This window comes from Synechococcus sp. PCC 7336 (assembly GCF_000332275.1).
Taxonomy (GTDB): domain Bacteria; phylum Cyanobacteriota; class Cyanobacteriia; order Thermostichales; family PCC-7336; genus PCC-7336.
In genome coordinates this window covers 1,513,557-1,531,564 of record NZ_CM001776.1, presented here as the reverse complement: position 1 = coordinate 1,531,564, position 18,008 = coordinate 1,513,557, and the positions used below count along the sequence as shown (strand labels likewise).

8 protein-coding genes, 1 pseudogene and 2 CRISPR repeat arrays (1 of these 11 only partly in view) are annotated in these 18,008 nt (G+C 48.2%); of the genes and pseudogenes, 3 read left to right on the top strand and 6 right to left on the bottom strand.

Going from position 1 to position 18,008, the window contains the following annotated elements; translation table 11 throughout:
* Window positions 1-6,044: a CRISPR direct-repeat array (repeat unit 36 nt; unit sequence CTTTCCCACACCTTGGGAAATCACCTGATTGGAAAC); it reaches 776 nt to the left of the window's first position.
* Between the two features lie 114 nt (window positions 6,045-6,158).
* Both SYN7336_RS07300 and SYN7336_RS07295 read left to right on the top strand, forming a co-directional pair.
* Window positions 6,159-7,823, top strand: coding sequence for an ISL3 family transposase (locus tag SYN7336_RS07300; RefSeq protein ID WP_017325273.1), 1,665 nt, complete (start codon window positions 6,159-6,161; stop codon window positions 7,821-7,823).
* A gap of 108 nt (window positions 7,824-7,931) precedes the next feature.
* Window positions 7,932-8,472: a CRISPR direct-repeat array (repeat unit 36 nt; unit sequence CTTTCCCACACCTTGGGAAATCACCTGATTGGAAAC).
* Between the two features lie 31 nt (window positions 8,473-8,503).
* Window positions 8,504-8,797: pseudogene (locus tag SYN7336_RS07295) on the top strand (helix-turn-helix domain-containing protein); the annotation flags it as partial.
* A 706-nt stretch (window positions 8,798-9,503) separates the two neighbouring features.
* On the opposite strand, the gene SYN7336_RS07290 reads toward SYN7336_RS07295, so the two are convergent.
* The gene (locus SYN7336_RS07290) at window positions 9,504-9,929 is read right to left on the bottom strand and encodes an SdrD B-like domain-containing protein (protein ID WP_017325271.1); all 426 of its coding nucleotides are present in this window, start codon (window positions 9,927-9,929) and stop codon (window positions 9,504-9,506) included.
* Window positions 9,930-9,994: 65 nt separating this feature from the next.
* Between SYN7336_RS07290 and SYN7336_RS32625 the strand changes: the two genes are divergently transcribed.
* Entirely contained in the window at window positions 9,995-10,129 is a 135-nt protein-coding gene (locus SYN7336_RS32625; RefSeq protein ID WP_017325270.1) for a hypothetical protein, read from the top strand.
* Window positions 10,130-10,192: 63 nt separating this feature from the next.
* Here the strand turns inward: SYN7336_RS32625 and SYN7336_RS30670 are convergent, their stop codons facing one another.
* The 5 genes from SYN7336_RS30670 to SYN7336_RS30665 form a co-directional block, all read right to left on the bottom strand.
* Window positions 10,193-10,690, bottom strand: coding sequence for a hypothetical protein (locus tag SYN7336_RS30670; protein WP_017325269.1), 498 nt, complete (start codon window positions 10,688-10,690; stop codon window positions 10,193-10,195).
* A 228-nt stretch (window positions 10,691-10,918) separates the two neighbouring features.
* Window positions 10,919-14,950 carry an RHS repeat-associated core domain-containing protein gene (locus SYN7336_RS07275; protein WP_020480084.1) on the bottom strand — a complete coding sequence of 1,344 codons (4,032 nt, stop codon included), beginning with the start codon at window positions 14,948-14,950 and terminating at the stop codon, window positions 10,919-10,921.
* Between the two features lie 63 nt (window positions 14,951-15,013).
* Complete coding sequence (locus SYN7336_RS07270; RefSeq protein WP_017324427.1) at window positions 15,014-16,369, bottom strand: IS4 family transposase; 1,356 nt, start codon at window positions 16,367-16,369, stop codon at window positions 15,014-15,016.
* Between the two features lie 56 nt (window positions 16,370-16,425).
* Entirely contained in the window at window positions 16,426-17,760 is a 1,335-nt protein-coding gene (locus tag SYN7336_RS27775) for a putative Ig domain-containing protein (RefSeq protein WP_051039776.1), read from the bottom strand.
* Window positions 17,730-17,912, bottom strand: coding sequence for a hypothetical protein (locus tag SYN7336_RS30665; RefSeq protein WP_156820065.1), 183 nt, complete (start codon window positions 17,910-17,912; stop codon window positions 17,730-17,732). The genes SYN7336_RS27775 and SYN7336_RS30665 overlap by 31 nt, the downstream gene beginning before the upstream one ends.
* Window positions 17,913-18,008 lie beyond the last annotated feature (96 nt).

The following is an 18,008-nucleotide window of genomic DNA, read 5'->3' as shown; positions in this document are numbered from 1 at the left end:
AGTGATGGCGCTGTGGAAATGCTTTCCCACACCTTGGGAAATCACCTGATTGGAAACGCACGGGTCTGTATGGAATTGGTCAAAGATCCCCTCGATCGCCTTTCCCACACCTTGGGAAATCACCTGATTGGAAACCCCAAGGAAGTGAATCTATAAAACGAGTGGAACTACTTTCCCACACCTTGGGAAATCACCTGATTGGAAACCTTCCCAACCGAAGACAGCCCTACCCAATGGGTAGCTTTCCCACACCTTGGGAAATCACCTGATTGGAAACCAGTAAGAGTGGATCGACTTTCCCCCTGTAGACAACTTTCCCACACCTTGGGAAATCACCTGATTGGAAACCGTTCTCAGCGGCAAAACGAATACCTGCAGCAACTCCTTTCCCACACCTTGGGAAATCACCTGATTGGAAACGAGAATATAACTAAAGTTTTGTTATTAGCTGTACAACTTTCCCACACCTTGGGAAATCACCTGATTGGAAACGAGATGAAGGCAAGGTAGGGCATAAAGCACTTTACAACTTTCCCACACCTTGGGAAATCACCTGATTGGAAACTTGTCTCCTACTCTTGTTAGTCTACTCATTTAATCCTTTCCCACACCTTGGGAAATCACCTGATTGGAAACATCGCCTCGCAGACTTCGATCCTACCAAGCACCTCGCTTTCCCACACCTTGGGAAATCACCTGATTGGAAACTGCGAGGGGCAAGCGGATATAGATCTGATTTCGTATTCTTTCCCACACCTTGGGAAATCACCTGATTGGAAACCAGAGATCGTCGATTGCGGATAACCCCTTTGAGATCCTTTCCCACACCTTGGGAAATCACCTGATTGGAAACTCTTTCGATCTGGGGTCTTCGACCTGGGATACTTCCTTTCCCACACCTTGGGAAATCACCTGATTGGAAACTCGAGTGCGGCTTGCTGATGGGGCTTTTCCTCAAAGTACTTTCCCACACCTTGGGAAATCACCTGATTGGAAACCATATACTTCACAACATTACGCGCATCATTTAGACTACTTTCCCACACCTTGGGAAATCACCTGATTGGAAACCAAAGTGATTGTAGTCGCGCAAACATACCGGAATAACACTTTCCCACACCTTGGGAAATCACCTGATTGGAAACATTTGGCGATCGCAAAGTACCAGGCGTTTGTCGTTTGCTTTCCCACACCTTGGGAAATCACCTGATTGGAAACATTTTAGCGAGGTAGATCTCGCGCGAATTTCTGCGATCCTTTCCCACACCTTGGGAAATCACCTGATTGGAAACGCGACTCGCAGTAATTCGCCTCAGCAATAAAAGTTTCTTTCCCACACCTTGGGAAATCACCTGATTGGAAACCGGACGGCCATCTAAGCGATCGCCGGGCTGGACCACTTTCCCACACCTTGGGAAATCACCTGATTGGAAACTACGCAGCCACTACTGGCGATCGAACGCCAGCAGACTTTCCCACACCTTGGGAAATCACCTGATTGGAAACGTTTATCAAACTGAACTTGGCCTTTCCAACTTCCTACCTTTCCCACACCTTGGGAAATCACCTGATTGGAAACCGCTCATTTGAGTGAGAGAATCGAGAGCAATCGAGTTGCTTTCCCACACCTTGGGAAATCACCTGATTGGAAACCTGCTTACAAAGATTGCTGTCAAATCCCTTAGCCCCTTTCCCACACCTTGGGAAATCACCTGATTGGAAACCCGATAAGCCCCGCTCCCTTTCCCGAGTGGGAAAAACTTTCCCACACCTTGGGAAATCACCTGATTGGAAACCTGTAAGGCGTACCCTGTCTCTTTGTCAGTATATCGACTTTCCCACACCTTGGGAAATCACCTGATTGGAAACTTACGAAGGGCTGTGGGTAAACATTCCACCTCACATACTTTCCCACACCTTGGGAAATCACCTGATTGGAAACTTGGGGTCGCCATCGAAGTCCACTAACCAAGCTAGGAATCTTTCCCACACCTTGGGAAATCACCTGATTGGAAACTTTTTCAACGCATTAAGATGCAAACACCGTTCTAGCTTTCCCACACCTTGGGAAATCACCTGATTGGAAACTTCGTTGGCGGGTACTGGTCCGAGGGCTCTAACGCCTTTCCCACACCTTGGGAAATCACCTGATTGGAAACTTGTCAGGGAGCAGGTCAATAACTCGGTTGGCTTCTCCTTTCCCACACCTTGGGAAATCACCTGATTGGAAACAATAGTGCGCTGCGTTGCCTTCAGCGCAAATACTGCTTTCCCACACCTTGGGAAATCACCTGATTGGAAACTTGTCAATATGCTGCTTGTAGAGCGCCCTTGCTTCCTTTCCCACACCTTGGGAAATCACCTGATTGGAAACACTTACAAGGGGCTTTTCAATCCTGATTCTGCGACTTTCCCACACCTTGGGAAATCACCTGATTGGAAACCTCAAAATCTGAGGCCGTCTCTCGCGCAGCCGAAACTTTCCCACACCTTGGGAAATCACCTGATTGGAAACCGACTTTTAATTGCGCAAACCTCAGCGTATCCTCTTTCCCACACCTTGGGAAATCACCTGATTGGAAACTTTGACGAATAACCTGTCTAAGATTTGAGTGAATCGCCTTTCCCACACCTTGGGAAATCACCTGATTGGAAACTAGCGAGCAAGCATATCCCAAAGACTGGCCTATTGTCTTTCCCACACCTTGGGAAATCACCTGATTGGAAACTTAGAGTAAAGCGGCACGTTTTTGAGCTGACTTACGACTTTCCCACACCTTGGGAAATCACCTGATTGGAAACTGGATAAAGAGTAACTAATTGAAGTTCGTTCTTAACTTTCCCACACCTTGGGAAATCACCTGATTGGAAACCTTCTCTCGGTAGTTGCTGGCGACCTCAAGAACGTCTTTCCCACACCTTGGGAAATCACCTGATTGGAAACGCTTCCTGTCTGGTGGGGGACCAAGTCATGTCGAGTTCTTTCCCACACCTTGGGAAATCACCTGATTGGAAACCCGCCTATGGCCCCGAAGGGGTAGCCCTGGTTCAAGCTTTCCCACACCTTGGGAAATCACCTGATTGGAAACGTGGCAGACGCAACCGAGGCAGACAGGCAGAACAGCTTTCCCACACCTTGGGAAATCACCTGATTGGAAACACGTGTCCAAAGGTTTCTAGTGCGTCGGCTAGTCTAGCTTTCCCACACCTTGGGAAATCACCTGATTGGAAACCAGGTGGTTCAGGTTTGCCGAGTTGACCTCGATTTCGATCTTTCCCACACCTTGGGAAATCACCTGATTGGAAACGCCGTCCGGGATGTAGCCAACTTCTTCGCCGGCCCGCTTTCCCACACCTTGGGAAATCACCTGATTGGAAACGTTACAAGATAATTGTGGTAGCCCAGACCTACCGGAACTTTCCCACACCTTGGGAAATCACCTGATTGGAAACGGTAAAGGCTGATCCCACTCGGAACGCACCACCAATCTTTCCCACACCTTGGGAAATCACCTGATTGGAAACGTCTGTGAGGCGATCATCCTAGCGAAACTCGGGACCTTTCCCACACCTTGGGAAATCACCTGATTGGAAACTGGGAAAGAATCTAGTGGTCGAGCCATATCCAGCCCTGACAGCTCTTTCCCACACCTTGGGAAATCACCTGATTGGAAACTGAATAGCTGTGACACTAGGACACTCCAGTAATCGACTTTCCCACACCTTGGGAAATCACCTGATTGGAAACTGATTGAGGGAGGTCGAGTTGACTTCGATTTCAACTTTCCCACACCTTGGGAAATCACCTGATTGGAAACCATCGAATGCTTCCAAAGCTAAACGGTCAATGCTACTTTCCCACACCTTGGGAAATCACCTGATTGGAAACCAGACCCCTGGATGGCCGATAGAGCCCGTTGATCGCCCTTTCCCACACCTTGGGAAATCACCTGATTGGAAACCGTAGGGTATCTGTCGGGCAATCTCCCAGAGAACACTTTCCCACACCTTGGGAAATCACCTGATTGGAAACTCTTTTGATAATAGGTCGAAGATTATCTTTTTCTACTTTCCCACACCTTGGGAAATCACCTGATTGGAAACTAATTTAGGACCAGCCCAACATAAATCACATACCTCTTTCCCACACCTTGGGAAATCACCTGATTGGAAACCTGTTGAATTGTTGAATGCATTTATCGACTTTGATCCTTTCCCACACCTTGGGAAATCACCTGATTGGAAACGTAATCATATGATTGGTGAGCGCGCCGCGTAATTCCCTTTCCCACACCTTGGGAAATCACCTGATTGGAAACCTGAAGTTTATCAATCCTTACATAAACACATAGATACTTTCCCACACCTTGGGAAATCACCTGATTGGAAACGTGATTAGTGTGTAAAGTTGGATGACCTGCATTTATACTTTCCCACACCTTGGGAAATCACCTGATTGGAAACTATCACCCTGAATTGCTGTCCAGAATGCTAGCTCGACTTTCCCACACCTTGGGAAATCACCTGATTGGAAACAAGTTTTTGTGATTGGAATCACGGGAATAGAACCCCCTTTCCCACACCTTGGGAAATCACCTGATTGGAAACCGATCGAGCGGAACTTTGACAACATCCTGGGAGGGAATCCTTTCCCACACCTTGGGAAATCACCTGATTGGAAACCTGCCAAGATTGGTGAGCTCACGGGGCTTGTGGAGACTTTCCCACACCTTGGGAAATCACCTGATTGGAAACACGTTGAATACCATTTGTCTATTCTGCATATTCAACTTCTCTTTCCCACACCTTGGGAAATCACCTGATTGGAAACGAGGTCGATATCAGTTTTTAAGTACTACTTGGGATGCTTTCCCACACCTTGGGAAATCACCTGATTGGAAACGATTATCTATATCTTTAGAAGGTCTAGAACCTACCTTTCCCACACCTTGGGAAATCACCTGATTGGAAACGAATCTAATTCTTCGGCACTCAAACTAAGTCCCCACTTTCCCACACCTTGGGAAATCACCTGATTGGAAACTTGATCAGTCGATTCAGAGTGCTTGAATTGACCTCGACTTTCCCACACCTTGGGAAATCACCTGATTGGAAACTTTGCGCTCCCAAAAGTCCACGCCAAATTTGTCTCCTTTCCCACACCTTGGGAAATCACCTGATTGGAAACAATCTTCACCTCGCGCCCCGAGCCCGAGTAGATCACTTTCCCACACCTTGGGAAATCACCTGATTGGAAACTTTGAAAGGGATTGCATTTGCCTGCTGAGTCTCGACTTTCCCACACCTTGGGAAATCACCTGATTGGAAACGAGTAAATTATGCTACTGTCGATGCGGTTTATGGTCTTTCCCACACCTTGGGAAATCACCTGATTGGAAACAAGCCGACTGTTGCTTTCTGACCGTTCGGATACTCCTTTCCCACACCTTGGGAAATCACCTGATTGGAAACAATTTAATCCTCTCGCACCGGGGACTTTTGGAGATCTTTCCCACACCTTGGGAAATCACCTGATTGGAAACGATACATGCGAGCCATCCGGTGCTGCGAAGGTCAACTTTCCCACACCTTGGGAAATCACCTGATTGGAAACGGAGCATTGTTTACTCCAGCAGAGATTACCGATCACTTTCCCACACCTTGGGAAATCACCTGATTGGAAACCAGTCTAGAAGTACCGGGCTTGTTCAGTACCGAGATTCTTTCCCACACCTTGGGAAATCACCTGATTGGAAACGATCGAAAACCGATTGAGTGATTAAGATTCTCACTTCTTTCCCACACCTTGGGAAATCACCTGATTGGAAACGAGCCATACTGATCGGCACACAGCCTAGCTACTTTTCTTTCCCACACCTTGGGAAATCACCTGATTGGAAACAAGTAAAACAGGGATTGGTCGTTGAGCAGGATTGGCTTTCCCACACCTTGGGAAATCACCTGATTGGAAACACGACATGCCGGTACGGGGACAGGTATCCAGCTTCCTTTCCCACACCTTGGGAAATCACCTGATTGGAAACAAGATCTCCGGGGGTGCATGCAAAATAACGCCAACTTCGGGGTCTTGTCCGCTTTTGGTGATGCAGAGAAGGTATAGGAGAATACCAGGTGCAAACCCTCACTCTGCCAAGCCCGTGGAACTTTTACAGCATCTCCTGCCCAGCCAAACGGATGTGAGCTTGAACAGTTGGAGTATCGATCCGGCCAACCAACAGCTCGTTGTTAACCTCTGCTCGACTCAAACGGTGGCCTGTTGCCCGCTGTGTCATCGCTCCACCGATCGCATCCATAGCCACTATGAGAGAACGTTGAGGGATTTGCCATTGGTTCAATTCACGCTGACGATATTGCTCCAAGTCTGTAAGTTCTTCTGCCTCAACGAGCGTTGCCCTCGGCGTATCTTTACGGAGCGTCTGCCCGAGGTTGTCGCGCCTTGGGCCAGACGCACGACTCGCTACACGGCTCAACTGGAAGCGATGGGCTTAGCCCTCGGTGGTTCGGCAGCAGCCCGCTTGAGCCATCAGCTCGGATACGGATACAGACGCAACACCATCTTGCGAGCCATCTCCAAATTGCCCCTACCAGTCATGGCCACGCCAAAGATATTGGGGGTGGATGATTTCGCGTTTCGCACGGGTCATCATTACGGAACGATCTTGGTCGACTTGGAGACCAACCAACCGATCGCACTACTCCCCGACCGGGCGGCTGGGACCTTAGCAGCCTGGTTGAAAGAGCAGCCTGGCGTGAAGATTCTCTCGAGAGATCGCTCCAAAGCCTACAGGCGAGGCATGAGCGATGGAGCACCCGATGCCATCCAGGTAGCCGATCGCTTTCATCTGTTGCAGAATCTCGAAGAGGCTTTAGAGAAAGTCTTTAAGGGACAAACCCAGTCGCTCGAACAGGTTGAGCAGCAACAGATTCAAGCCCAACAGCCAACCGAAGCACCGACCCCCGAAGCTGCTCCGGATAGATATCGAACCCAAAGGGAAGTCAATCGGGCCATACGACTGGAGAAGTGGGAACAAACCCATGCTCTACGCAAGCAAGGCTATGCCATTAAAGACATTGCCCATCACCTCGGCATTGGCGAGCGAACGGTGTATACCTACCTGGCCGCGTCAACGTTTCCGGAATGGCAATATCCTGTGGGGCGGCGGAGAAACCCCAGTTGTTTGGATCCATACAAGGCTTACCTGTCAGAGCAATGGCAGCAAGGGCGCCAACAAACTAAACAGTTGTTTGGCGAGATCCAACAGCAAGGGTACCCGGGCAGCTATATGACCGTCGCCCGTTACACTCGGCAGTTGCGTTGCTCTCTGCCCTCCATCAAGCCCAGCCGAGAATCCCTCAATGACTTACCGGGTCGGGGACCAGCGCCATCACCCGCCACACCAGTGTCAGAGCCTTTGAGTGCCAAGCGGGCGGCTTGGCTGCTGTTGACACGGCCTGAAAACCTTACGCCTGAGGAGAAAACCCTGCTGGAAAAACTGGGCCAGCAGCCAAAGTTATCGGGGGCGATCGCTCTGGCTCAGGGGTTCATCAAACTGGTGCGCGAGCGACTGCCTGGGGAATTCGACGATTGGCTGGAGACAGCTGTGAGCAGCTCAATCAAGGCATTACGGAGTTTTGCCAAGGGTCTTCAAGAAGATTACGATGCGGTGAAAGCAGCTCTCACACTCGAGGTGAGCAATGGGCCAGTGGAGGGTCAAAACAACCGACTAAAAATGCTGAAACGGCAGATGTTTGGAAGGGCTGGGCTCGAGCTATTGGCCAAGCGCCTCATCCTAATCAGTTGATTCTTATACGAAATAAGCGCCTCATTTAGGACAGATTTAACGATCACCAAAAGCGGACAAGACCCCGAAGTCGGATGAATATGCAGTGCAGACTAAAGCGTCGCAGAGCTTTCCCACACCTTGGGAAATCACCTGATTGGAAACTGATTTACGCTGCTGAGTCGAGGTCAACTCTGGCAGCTTTCCCACACCTTGGGAAATCACCTGATTGGAAACTCGTCGATCGGATTTTCAAGCAAGTACCAGTACTGCTTTCCCACACCTTGGGAAATCACCTGATTGGAAACATTCGACTTCACCTACTAGCTGAGCAGTTGCTTCGCTAAGCCTTTCCCACACCTTGGGAAATCACCTGATTGGAAACCCGGGAGGCAGCAACCCCCAAGGGGGGATGACGATCTTTCCCACACCTTGGGAAATCACCTGATTGGAAACTGTTTCGAGGGAACGAACAAAAGGCTGGTCGGACTCCTTTCCCACACCTTGGGAAATCACCTGATTGGAAACGCGATCAGTACCTGTTTGTCGCCAGCCTCAACGGCTTTCCCACACCTTGGGAAATCACCTGATTGGAAACTTGCTGTACCAGGTCGAGGTGACCAGTCTGGCCTATCTTTCCCACACCTTGGGAAATCACCTGATTGGAAACCAACAGGAAATGCTCCTTTTGCGCTCAAAGTGATTTCGCGGGAGTGGCTATTCGCTTTCTCGATGACGGTATTAGTACAGAAGGCACTATGGGCACAATGGTTGTTACCATTCTCTCTGCTGTGGCACAGGCAGAGCGACTACGGATCCTGGAAAGAACTAACGAGGGACGCATTGAAGCTAAAGCCAAAGGAGTAAAATTTGGTCGCAAACGCACTATTGATAGAAAAAAATTGCGGCAATTGCATGAGCAAGGTGTTGGAGCAACAGACATTGCCAGACAAATGGGTATTGGCAGGTCTACGGTCTACAAATTGCTCAGGTAGAGCAAAGATGTCGTAAAGTTTTCTATCGCAACTATCTGTTCAATAATCAGATTCGTCACTTTTGGGGGTTCTTCTGCAAACCCCGTTTTAGGCTACCTTCCCAACTTAACAAGAAAGAAATATGTCATGCCTTTCTTGATATGCACCAGTAGGCTTATATCACAAGTCAGCCAATCGGGTGCCTGCCATCTGTTCGAGATTTATCTATCGCTCTAGGGAAGCAGAGCTACTCCTCTAGTAAGAAGCCTATAATATGACTCCATATTCCTTTCATGCCTTATAAAGTTTTGTCCTACGTATCAAGAAATAGAGTTTCTTATGTACCAATATAAAACCAAAGCAAAGCTAAAGCTTGAGCTTGAGTGGCAACTAGAGGAGATGTGTGTAAAAAGGTTTTCAGATTGCCAAAAAAATACAGCATCAGACAAAAAGTGTCTCTCATTAGAGGGCGAAAAACCGGGGGAGAATGCTTCCGGCAGGAAAGTGAATCCCGAGCGCAACGGGAGCTCAATCCCGCATGGCAGAGCTTGGGGGAGGTGTCGCATGTAGGCAACCAAGCTCGATCGTAGCCTTCACAAGCTTTCCCCAGTTTTTTCCACTCTCCAGATAAGCGTGCCTAAAAACGTCCCTTTTCATCGAATACCCATGCCCTGAATGATTCTTCCAACACTGTAGTCCAACTGAGTCGTATTCCCTTCGCGATCGATCACTTCAACCAGATCTCCAAGAGCGTTATCGCCGTAGCGAATGGAGGCACCGTTCGGGTCAGTGACAGCAGAGATGCGATCGCTGGCATCTCTTTCAAAAGCGATCGCTTGATCTCTGTTACCGCTTGGCTGGAGGCCACCACGACCTCGTGGGTGAATCCAGCAGGGGCTGTCTGTTCCCAACCCGGTTGGAGCTCTTCCGCGACCGTGTAAGTTCCGGGCAACAGACCGGAGAACGTGTAATTGCCATTGGCGTCGGTGGTGGTAAACCGTTCCCCTTCATCCCGCTGATTGTTGCCATTGTCGTCGAGGAAGATGGTCACTCCCGGTAAGCCCGGATCGACAGGCACTTCAATCAGACCGTTGGGGGCAAACGTGATGTGTTCCCATCGACCGGGAATGGCTGAGTCTGACGTGAGTTCCAAACGGTGGGTTTGTAGGGAAGTGCCATTCCAGAAGAGACGGAATAGTCCGTGCCCGTATCGAATTCTTGCGTGAGGATGATATCCCCGACGATTTCCTCAAAGTCGGAGGCGGCAGCTCCCAACAGGCGACCGGTGCCGAAATTGACGCCGAAGAAATTCTGGTTGGGCTCCACGATGTCGATATCCTCGATCGCCATTGAGAGAGTCTCAAAACTGAAGCTGCCATCGGGGACAATGAAAAGAATTCCATAACATGACTAAGGCTAAGAAGTAAGAACTAAACAATCATCAAAAATTTCTATATTTTTGATGCTACGAGTAAAACATACAAATTTTCTATATTCTTCAGGCTCGTGATACTTAAAGAGAGCAAGTACATTTGTCACCCCAAGACTGACTGCCAAAAAAGTAGACTCGAATAATCTTAGACTTAATGTTTGCTCCTTCAAAAAGCTCAAAACATGATCTTGACTATAGTAGTAGTGAGACTCCTCAATCCAATCACTGTCTTTTCTAGAAAAAGATATCTCTCTTCGAGACATATAGCATCCATCTTTAGTGGTTTCAGGCCATTGTATGCGCAGTTCGACAATGCGATCTCCAACAATCTCATAATAATAGTGTACTCCTGGAAGATATTTACTTCGATTTTCTCCCCTTAAATACATCTCGTTGAGATCTAATGAATCTAACTTGAGGATGAATGACCTTCCTTCAAGTGTAGATAAAATAAACTCTTGACTCTTTTCTTTAAGCTGCAAATATCTCGATCGATCTGGTTGATGCGTAGGAAAATTCTTTAGCCTCTTAGGAGGTCTACCTCTTGCTACATTATAGCTGACAACCTCACTATGGATTGTAGAATACAGTAAGAACAATGCTGGTACGATACAGATCGAGAACAGGACTTTATAATATATACCCATGATGTTTAATTCCTATTCGGAAGACAAATATCAAGATTCAAGAGATGCGTCACGTACGAAATTCTATGTAACATCAATACCATCTTGCAATCTGCCAAGAGGAAGAGAAAAGCCAACTTGAGAATTAAAAGAAACATTACTAGCTCTACTGAAGCTCTGGTCAAAAGTCACCGCAAAATCACCAATTCCAAATCCGAGAACTAATGTCCCAAGAGAAGCAATACCCGATCTTGCAGAACCAAATAGTGCTCCTCCTGTTAGAGCTCCAGCTTGAGCTCCAATTAAAGTTGGAGACAATAATCTTGCCGATCCAAATTGAATAAAATCAGGAACTGGAGAGCTAGGAAATAGAGGAATTCCAAAAGCAATCTGAACCCAATTATTGCTAAAGACTTCAGAAGTTCCAAATCTCCCTAAAAACGCCCCACCTGTTGAGGAGGTGCCCTCAAACAGAGTTCCACGGGTCAACAATATACTGGTCAAATCGAGGCTAGATAATGGTCCATTCCACTCAATCTCTCTGGGCAAAGCACTACTGATACCAACCTGTACAACAACCAATCCGATAGCACTTGCATAGATATTTGTTATAATTCCCAAGACAGTTTGTGAAGCGCTAGTTTGTTCTATTAAAGCAATTAAGCCACTTGGATCCGTGATATTGACTGGATTGTTATTAGCATAGAGATATTTATGTCGAGATTGTGGAACTTGGATAAATCCTGGGAAAGGATCGGTGCTGATAAATCGTCCAATAGATGGATCGTAATAGCGGGCTCGGAGATATTGCAAATCGACTGCTTCATCGTAAGCCTCACCTTGATAAAGAAATTCATTTACTGGTCGATCGGCATCAATAGAAGGGTTGCCATAAGCATCGTAAGCATATTCCTGTAGAACTTGACCATTTCCATCGGTTATTTGCCTAATACCACTGTGCTCGTCATGTAATAAGAATGTCGAAACACCGTCTTCACTTTCAGAGATTCTAGATAGGCCGTGTACATACGATCTCAATGTAGTCAGATCTGGAGTATACTCCTCCAGCACCTGCTCGAACTCTTGACTATTATCTATAAGGTATCGAATCTCTTCACCATTAACATTGGTTGCAATACGAATACCATCAGCATCGTAGGAATATTGCACAACTGTCTGGATCTCTCCAGCTAGTAAGGATTCCACTTGAACTAGTTGATTTTGGGAGTTCCATGTATATTGATTGCTGTTGCCATCTAACCCTTCAGATCTTAGTAAATTGCCATTTTCGTCATAGGAGTAAGCGATTGTATTGTCAGGCTCAATTTCTAAAATCAAGCGATCGTTATCGTCATAGACATAGCTGATGTTACCAACGATAGAATCTACTAGTGACCGTCGGTTGCCGACTTTATCGTAAGTATATTCAAGTGTTCTATTGCCAGAAATAGGATCTTGGATCTCTTCTCGAAGGAGCTGATTGAGCTCATCATAGGTATAGGTAACAATCCGTCCATCTAGCTCTTCAACGGATGTAATGTTGCCAGCAGCATCATAGGTATACTGATAGCTGGCAAGAATATTACCTGCCTGTGTTTGACTGTTTATAGAGGTAACACGACTTTCTCTATCGTATTCTCTTGACTCGATAATTCCATTTGGATACTTAATGCGGGTGATATTACCAGTGAGATCGTAATCATAATCTGTAATTTCACCATTTCGAGTAACAGTATCCAATCGATTGAGGAGATCGTAGACATATTGAGTTGTACCAGAACCGGTGGTTACACTTGTCACATTCCCAGATGTATCGTAGGTGTAACTGACATTCCTGCCATCAGGCTCTGTGCGAGAGATAATATTGCCTTGGGCATCATACTCATAAATAGTGGTGCCGCGTTCGTCAATTGCCGTGCCTCTTCGGCCATTAGGCGTGTAGGTGAATTCTAGGGTACGGCCTTCAGATAAGAAGTCGATACCTGTTAGAAGATTTTCTGCATTGTATTCAAAGTTGGTTGTCTCTCCATTAAAATCAATTCTCTGAATGACATTTCCTACATCATCATAGACAGTCTGGCTGCGCTGGCTCAAGGGCAGAACAATCGCCGTTTGGCGACCTATGCCATCGTATTCAAACCGAGTTTCATTCTCATTAGAATCTCGTTGGAGAATGAGATTGCCAACTTCATCGTATTCATACTCGGTGCGATGACCGAGAGGGTTGACGACAGCAGTAACACGATTTAGTAAATCATATTCAAATCTTGTACTGTCTCCATTGCGATCGACAATACCTAAGAGATTGCCTGAACGATCGTATTCTCTGGTTTCACGGCTTAAATCAGGATAAATAGTTTCAATCAGTCGATCGAGATTGTCATAAATGAACTCCGTTTTTTCTCCTAGCGGATTTATCCTGGCAATCTCTCTGCCATCAGCATCATAAATAACATTAAATTCTGCGAATAGCCCCTCACTGACAAATTCACGAGTTGTTACCAGTCGTCCTGCTAAATCATATTCTAGCTCTGTAATCCGATCGTTTGGATGAGTGATTTGGGATACCAATCCCGTTATATCGTAATCAATGGAAAAGCGATCGTTGTCATTTAGATCTTCGGGAGAATTGTCAGGCAAAATAAAGCTTGAAATTTGATCGATAGCGGAATATGTATAGCCAAATATATTATTTTCACGGTCGATAAACCCTATTTGATTGCCAGCTGCATTGAAACCAGATTGAATTCTTGGATTGTCACTCAGATTTTCAGGGGTATTGTCTGGGAAAATTGTTTCAATGAGATTCCCCTTCTCGTCGTAAACAAAATTTGTTCGACGCCCGAGAGCATCTATCTCTGTGACTCTTCTTCCATTTGCATCGTATTCAGAGCGAGTTTCCTCGCCCTCTGGATTAACACTTAAAACTATATTCCCTTCTCTATCATATTCTGTTCTCGAAAGTATTGTCCTCACTCCCTCTGGAGTAGTGGCTATCCTTGATTCAGTGAGTTGATTTCCATTTAGGTCGTAAGTAAAGATAGTTGTATTGCCAAGTGCGTCAGTTTCAGACTCAACATTGTTAAAGCGATCGTAGGTAAAGGTTGTAATACCAGCAGTTCCTTCGTCAACAACTAAAAGGTTCCCACGACTATCATAGTTATATATTGTAATGTTACCTTCTGCATCTTGTCTCAACCTTAAATTGCCATTATCATCGTATTCAAACAGTGTTGAGTGGCCTAATGGATTGACTCGACTTGTCAGTTGACTGCCGGAGGTATAGGTATAGAGATCTGTTTCTCCAAGAGGATTAGTTCTACTCAAGCGGTTGCTGAGATTATCGTAGGTGAAGGTTGTAACTTGCACGTCCGATTCAGAGGGGCCTGTCGAGACAATTTCCTCAATAATGTTGTTGTTGATATCATACTTACGTCGAACGATTGTGTTGGTCGGATCGATCTCGGTTAGGATATTGCCCCGTTCATCATATTCGTATATACGAGTAGTCCCAAAAATATCTGTAATATCTTGAACTGAATTATTGGGATCGAAACTGAATAGAGTTGCTTCTCCGTTAACATCTAAAACCTGTTGTAGACGGCCCTGTTCGTCATAGTTGATACGCGCACCAGGATTGCCTGACGGATCGATGACTTCATCTAAGAAATGGGTTCTCGTGTCTAAATAGTTAAATTGAGTTGTATTCTCTTCTCGATTGGTGACGGCGATCAAATCTCCCTCCACATCGTACTCATAAAGAATGCGTTCTCCAAGTGGGTCGAGGATAGCTGCCACTCGGTTGTTGGCATCCCGTTCGAAGTCAATCGCCTGTCCTGTGGAGCTAGCCACTCCAGCGTCAGTAAAGGTAATGGTGTTCCCGTTAGGATCGGTAATGGTCTCCACATCACCGGTATTGGCATCAATTCGGTAGATTGCGCCCTCTTTGGTCGTGAGCTTATAAAAACCGCCAAACCCCGACGCGGCATCTGCCGGATTGTACCCACTGCCATTGAGTCCAAAGAAGGTTCCGTCTGCAGCGCGACCTAATCGAACATCTTCAACCTCTAGAGTGCTTGTGACTCCAGCATCTCCAATAAAGGCGGGCTTGAACAAGGTAGGGTCTCCTCCCCCGATGGACTATCCATTAGGCAAAAGTAGCTGAACCATAGACAGGCACTAGCTTTGAGAAGCCAGTTGAGCCCCTTCAAGCAAATGGTGGAGTTTGGTCAGCCCTCGCCAAAGCGTCTTCAATCCAGGGTTGCCATCGCCCTTGCGAGCCAAGAAGCCTCCCAATCGAGCAATCCACAGCATTGCCTGTTGCAGAGTGGGTGGCTTTTGAGAGCGACTTTTCGGCACAAACTTGCGTCGTAACAGCCGCCATTCAGCAGGCTGTAAAACGAGCTCACAGGAGGCTTGCGGGGTGAGTCGAGCGCGGTAGGTCAGCCACATCAATCGCCAAGCTACAACGTTGTAGGTTGCCAGAGCCTTGAGCAAGCGCTCATAGCTTTGCAGTTGGAGCTGTTCGATGCCACAGCCACTTTTGAGGGTGAAGTGAAACCGCTCAATCAGCCAGCGGTAGCTATACCAGCGGATGCACTGACAGACCTGCTCGAAGCTCTCAACTGGCAAGCTGGTCAGCAGAAACCAGCGAATCGGCTGAGCGCCATCATCAGGGGGGACGGTTTCTTCCACGAAGATGGCATTGAGGCGCACGGGCTCTAAGCTCGCGGCTTTGAGGTGATGCGATGGCACCTCCAGCGTCACCGCCATCGCCCGCACCTGCAACTGGGCAATGCGGGCCGCTCGCTTGGGATTACGCTGCACTTGCAGGCTCATCGCTCCCAAGACTGGGGCTTGTTCGAGGGTGGGGATGAACTTGCCCAGCTCGTGGCTAAGTTTGCGATTGTGCCTTGCGCGGATGAGTAACTCCCTGTTGTCCGCACGGGGATGGGCAAACAGTTCGAAGATGTCTGCTTCTCGATCGCCAATATGAACCACTTGCTCTTGGCCCGCGAGCTCTCGCTCTACGGCTGCGAGAGTTGCTATCCAGCGATAGCTTTCCTTTTGCTCGATGGGAGTCACTGAGCGTTTTTCTTTCTTCCCGCGCCGCTGTTTGCGATTCCAGATGAATTGACTCAACAGACCTAAGGGTTCTCCCTCGCCGCTCACCGCAAAACAACTGTGGACTTTGATTCCCTGTTGATGGCTTTGATTGATGAAGCCCAGCCCTTCGGTCTGGGGGTGAGTGGTGAAGTCGAAATCCGTTGTGTCTTGAATGGCCAGCACCGTCTTGCCCGTGAGGGCCCGCCTGACCACTCCATCACGATGACTGTCCAGAATGCTGCTCGTGCTCACCTTCGGGTTGGCCCAAAATCGATAGGTTCCTTGGGCCACTGAGGCATTCCCACTCGCCTGAGGCACGCTCGCTGTGGGCTGCTCACTCAAGTCTGTGACGATCTGCCCCAACCGCTTTGCATGTCGCAAATCGGCGAAGTGGATCGGGTTGATTTCTTGGCTGACCCAATCTTGCATGGTTTCTCTCCCTCCGGCTACAACTGCTTCAGTCTCTACTGCAGTTTATAATCCAGTCACAGTAAGCTCTCCATCGACTTGTGCCTAATGGATAGCACTAGGGAGGGGAAGAATGCAGAGATGGGATCGATTGTAGGTGCAAAGGTGAAAGCTTGTCTCTGACCGCCCGGCAATGTGATGTAAACACGGGTGCGTTCGTCAAAGGCTTGTGTTCGGATGCCGAATTGCTCGAATACTTCGTCTCGGCCCAGACTGGTCTGCAGGTTGGTGTCGCGGAATTCCAGTCGCCAACCAAAGCCGAAGTCATCACTAATATTGGAAGTCAGGGTGTCGTAGGTCCGAGTGATAGTAATGGGTATCCCTGCAATGGGGATCTCTAAATCCGTAAAGGATAGCTGGAAGTTTCCGAGCTTCAGATCGCCCGCGACGTTGACGGTGCGATCGACTGAAATAGAATTACCTCCCGCATCAACTGCCTCCAATCGCAATGTGTAAGCATCGTTCTGCAACAAAGTCGGGTCAAAACTCCCCAACACTCCATCCACCACTGGGGTCGTCCCTCGGAAGATTTCCTGGAAGTTCTCAGTGCCAATGGGGGCAACCGAGAGCGTGTAGAACTGCAAATTGTCGTCACTCACCGTACCGATAATGTCGGTGGGCGCGGTGATTATTAAATCTGACAAGTCTGGCAGATCGATGACAGGCGCTTCCGCATCGCTAAAGTCGAGCACCTGCAAAATCGTCTCCGCCTGAGAACTATTCCCCGCCGCATCAGTGGCCGTGGCGATCGCCACCAAATCCCCTGCCACCTCTGGCACAAACGTATAGAACCCATTCAAATCCAGAGGCACCGCCACCCCATTCACCGTCAAACTGAGCGATTCTACCCCCACATTGTCCGCAGCAGTCGCAAACAGCGTCACACTCTCCCCAACTCCCACCGGACGAAGACTGGGGAACACATCCACCGTCGGCACAATATCGTCCACCGCCACCGTCAGCTCGAAAAGCTGCGTGGCAATCCCGCCGCGCCCGTCCGTCACCCGAACTTCCACCGTCGCGTTACCGGCATCGGCCGCATCAGGCTCCCAGCGAATGCGACCCAACCCATCAATCGTCAGACCATCTGGTGCCTGCAGCAACTCAAACTGAACTGCATCTCCATCGGGGTCTGCTGCTCGCAGGTCGTAACGATAGATCTGTCCTGCCGCCGCTTGCGTCACTGGAGCGGAAAGAATCACCGGAGCATTGTTGGGCAGCACCGTCAGCGTATATTGCTGAGCTCCACCCAAACCGCCAGCGTCCACCACCCCCACCGACACGCTAAACGTGCCGATATCTAAAACAGTTGGGTCCCAACTCAAGAGTCCGGTGGCCGGATCGATCGCCATTCCCGCCGGTCCCTCCAACAACTGGAAGGTGAGAGTATCCCCGCATCGGGATCGGCAGCAGTGACTTGATAGCTGTAGGGGGTATCTGGCGTTGCCACAAAGATCGGCTGAGAGGTGATGGCAGGCGCTTGATTCACTGCCGTTTCGGTCACCTCAAGCGTGTAACTCTGGCGGCATGGTTCATTTTTGGCCTCTTTTGGGTAACACTTTCACGACAAAGTGGGCCATCACTGAAGGATGACCAGGCT

Coding starts and splice junctions, on each gene's coding strand:
- SYN7336_RS27775 (WP_051039776.1), bottom strand. CDS start 17,760: ATGGCGATCGATCCGGCCACCGGACTCTTGAGTTGGGACCCAACTGTT.
- SYN7336_RS07270 (WP_017324427.1), bottom strand. CDS start 16,369: ATGCAAGATTGGGTCAGCCAAGAAATCAACCCGATCCACTTCGCCGAT.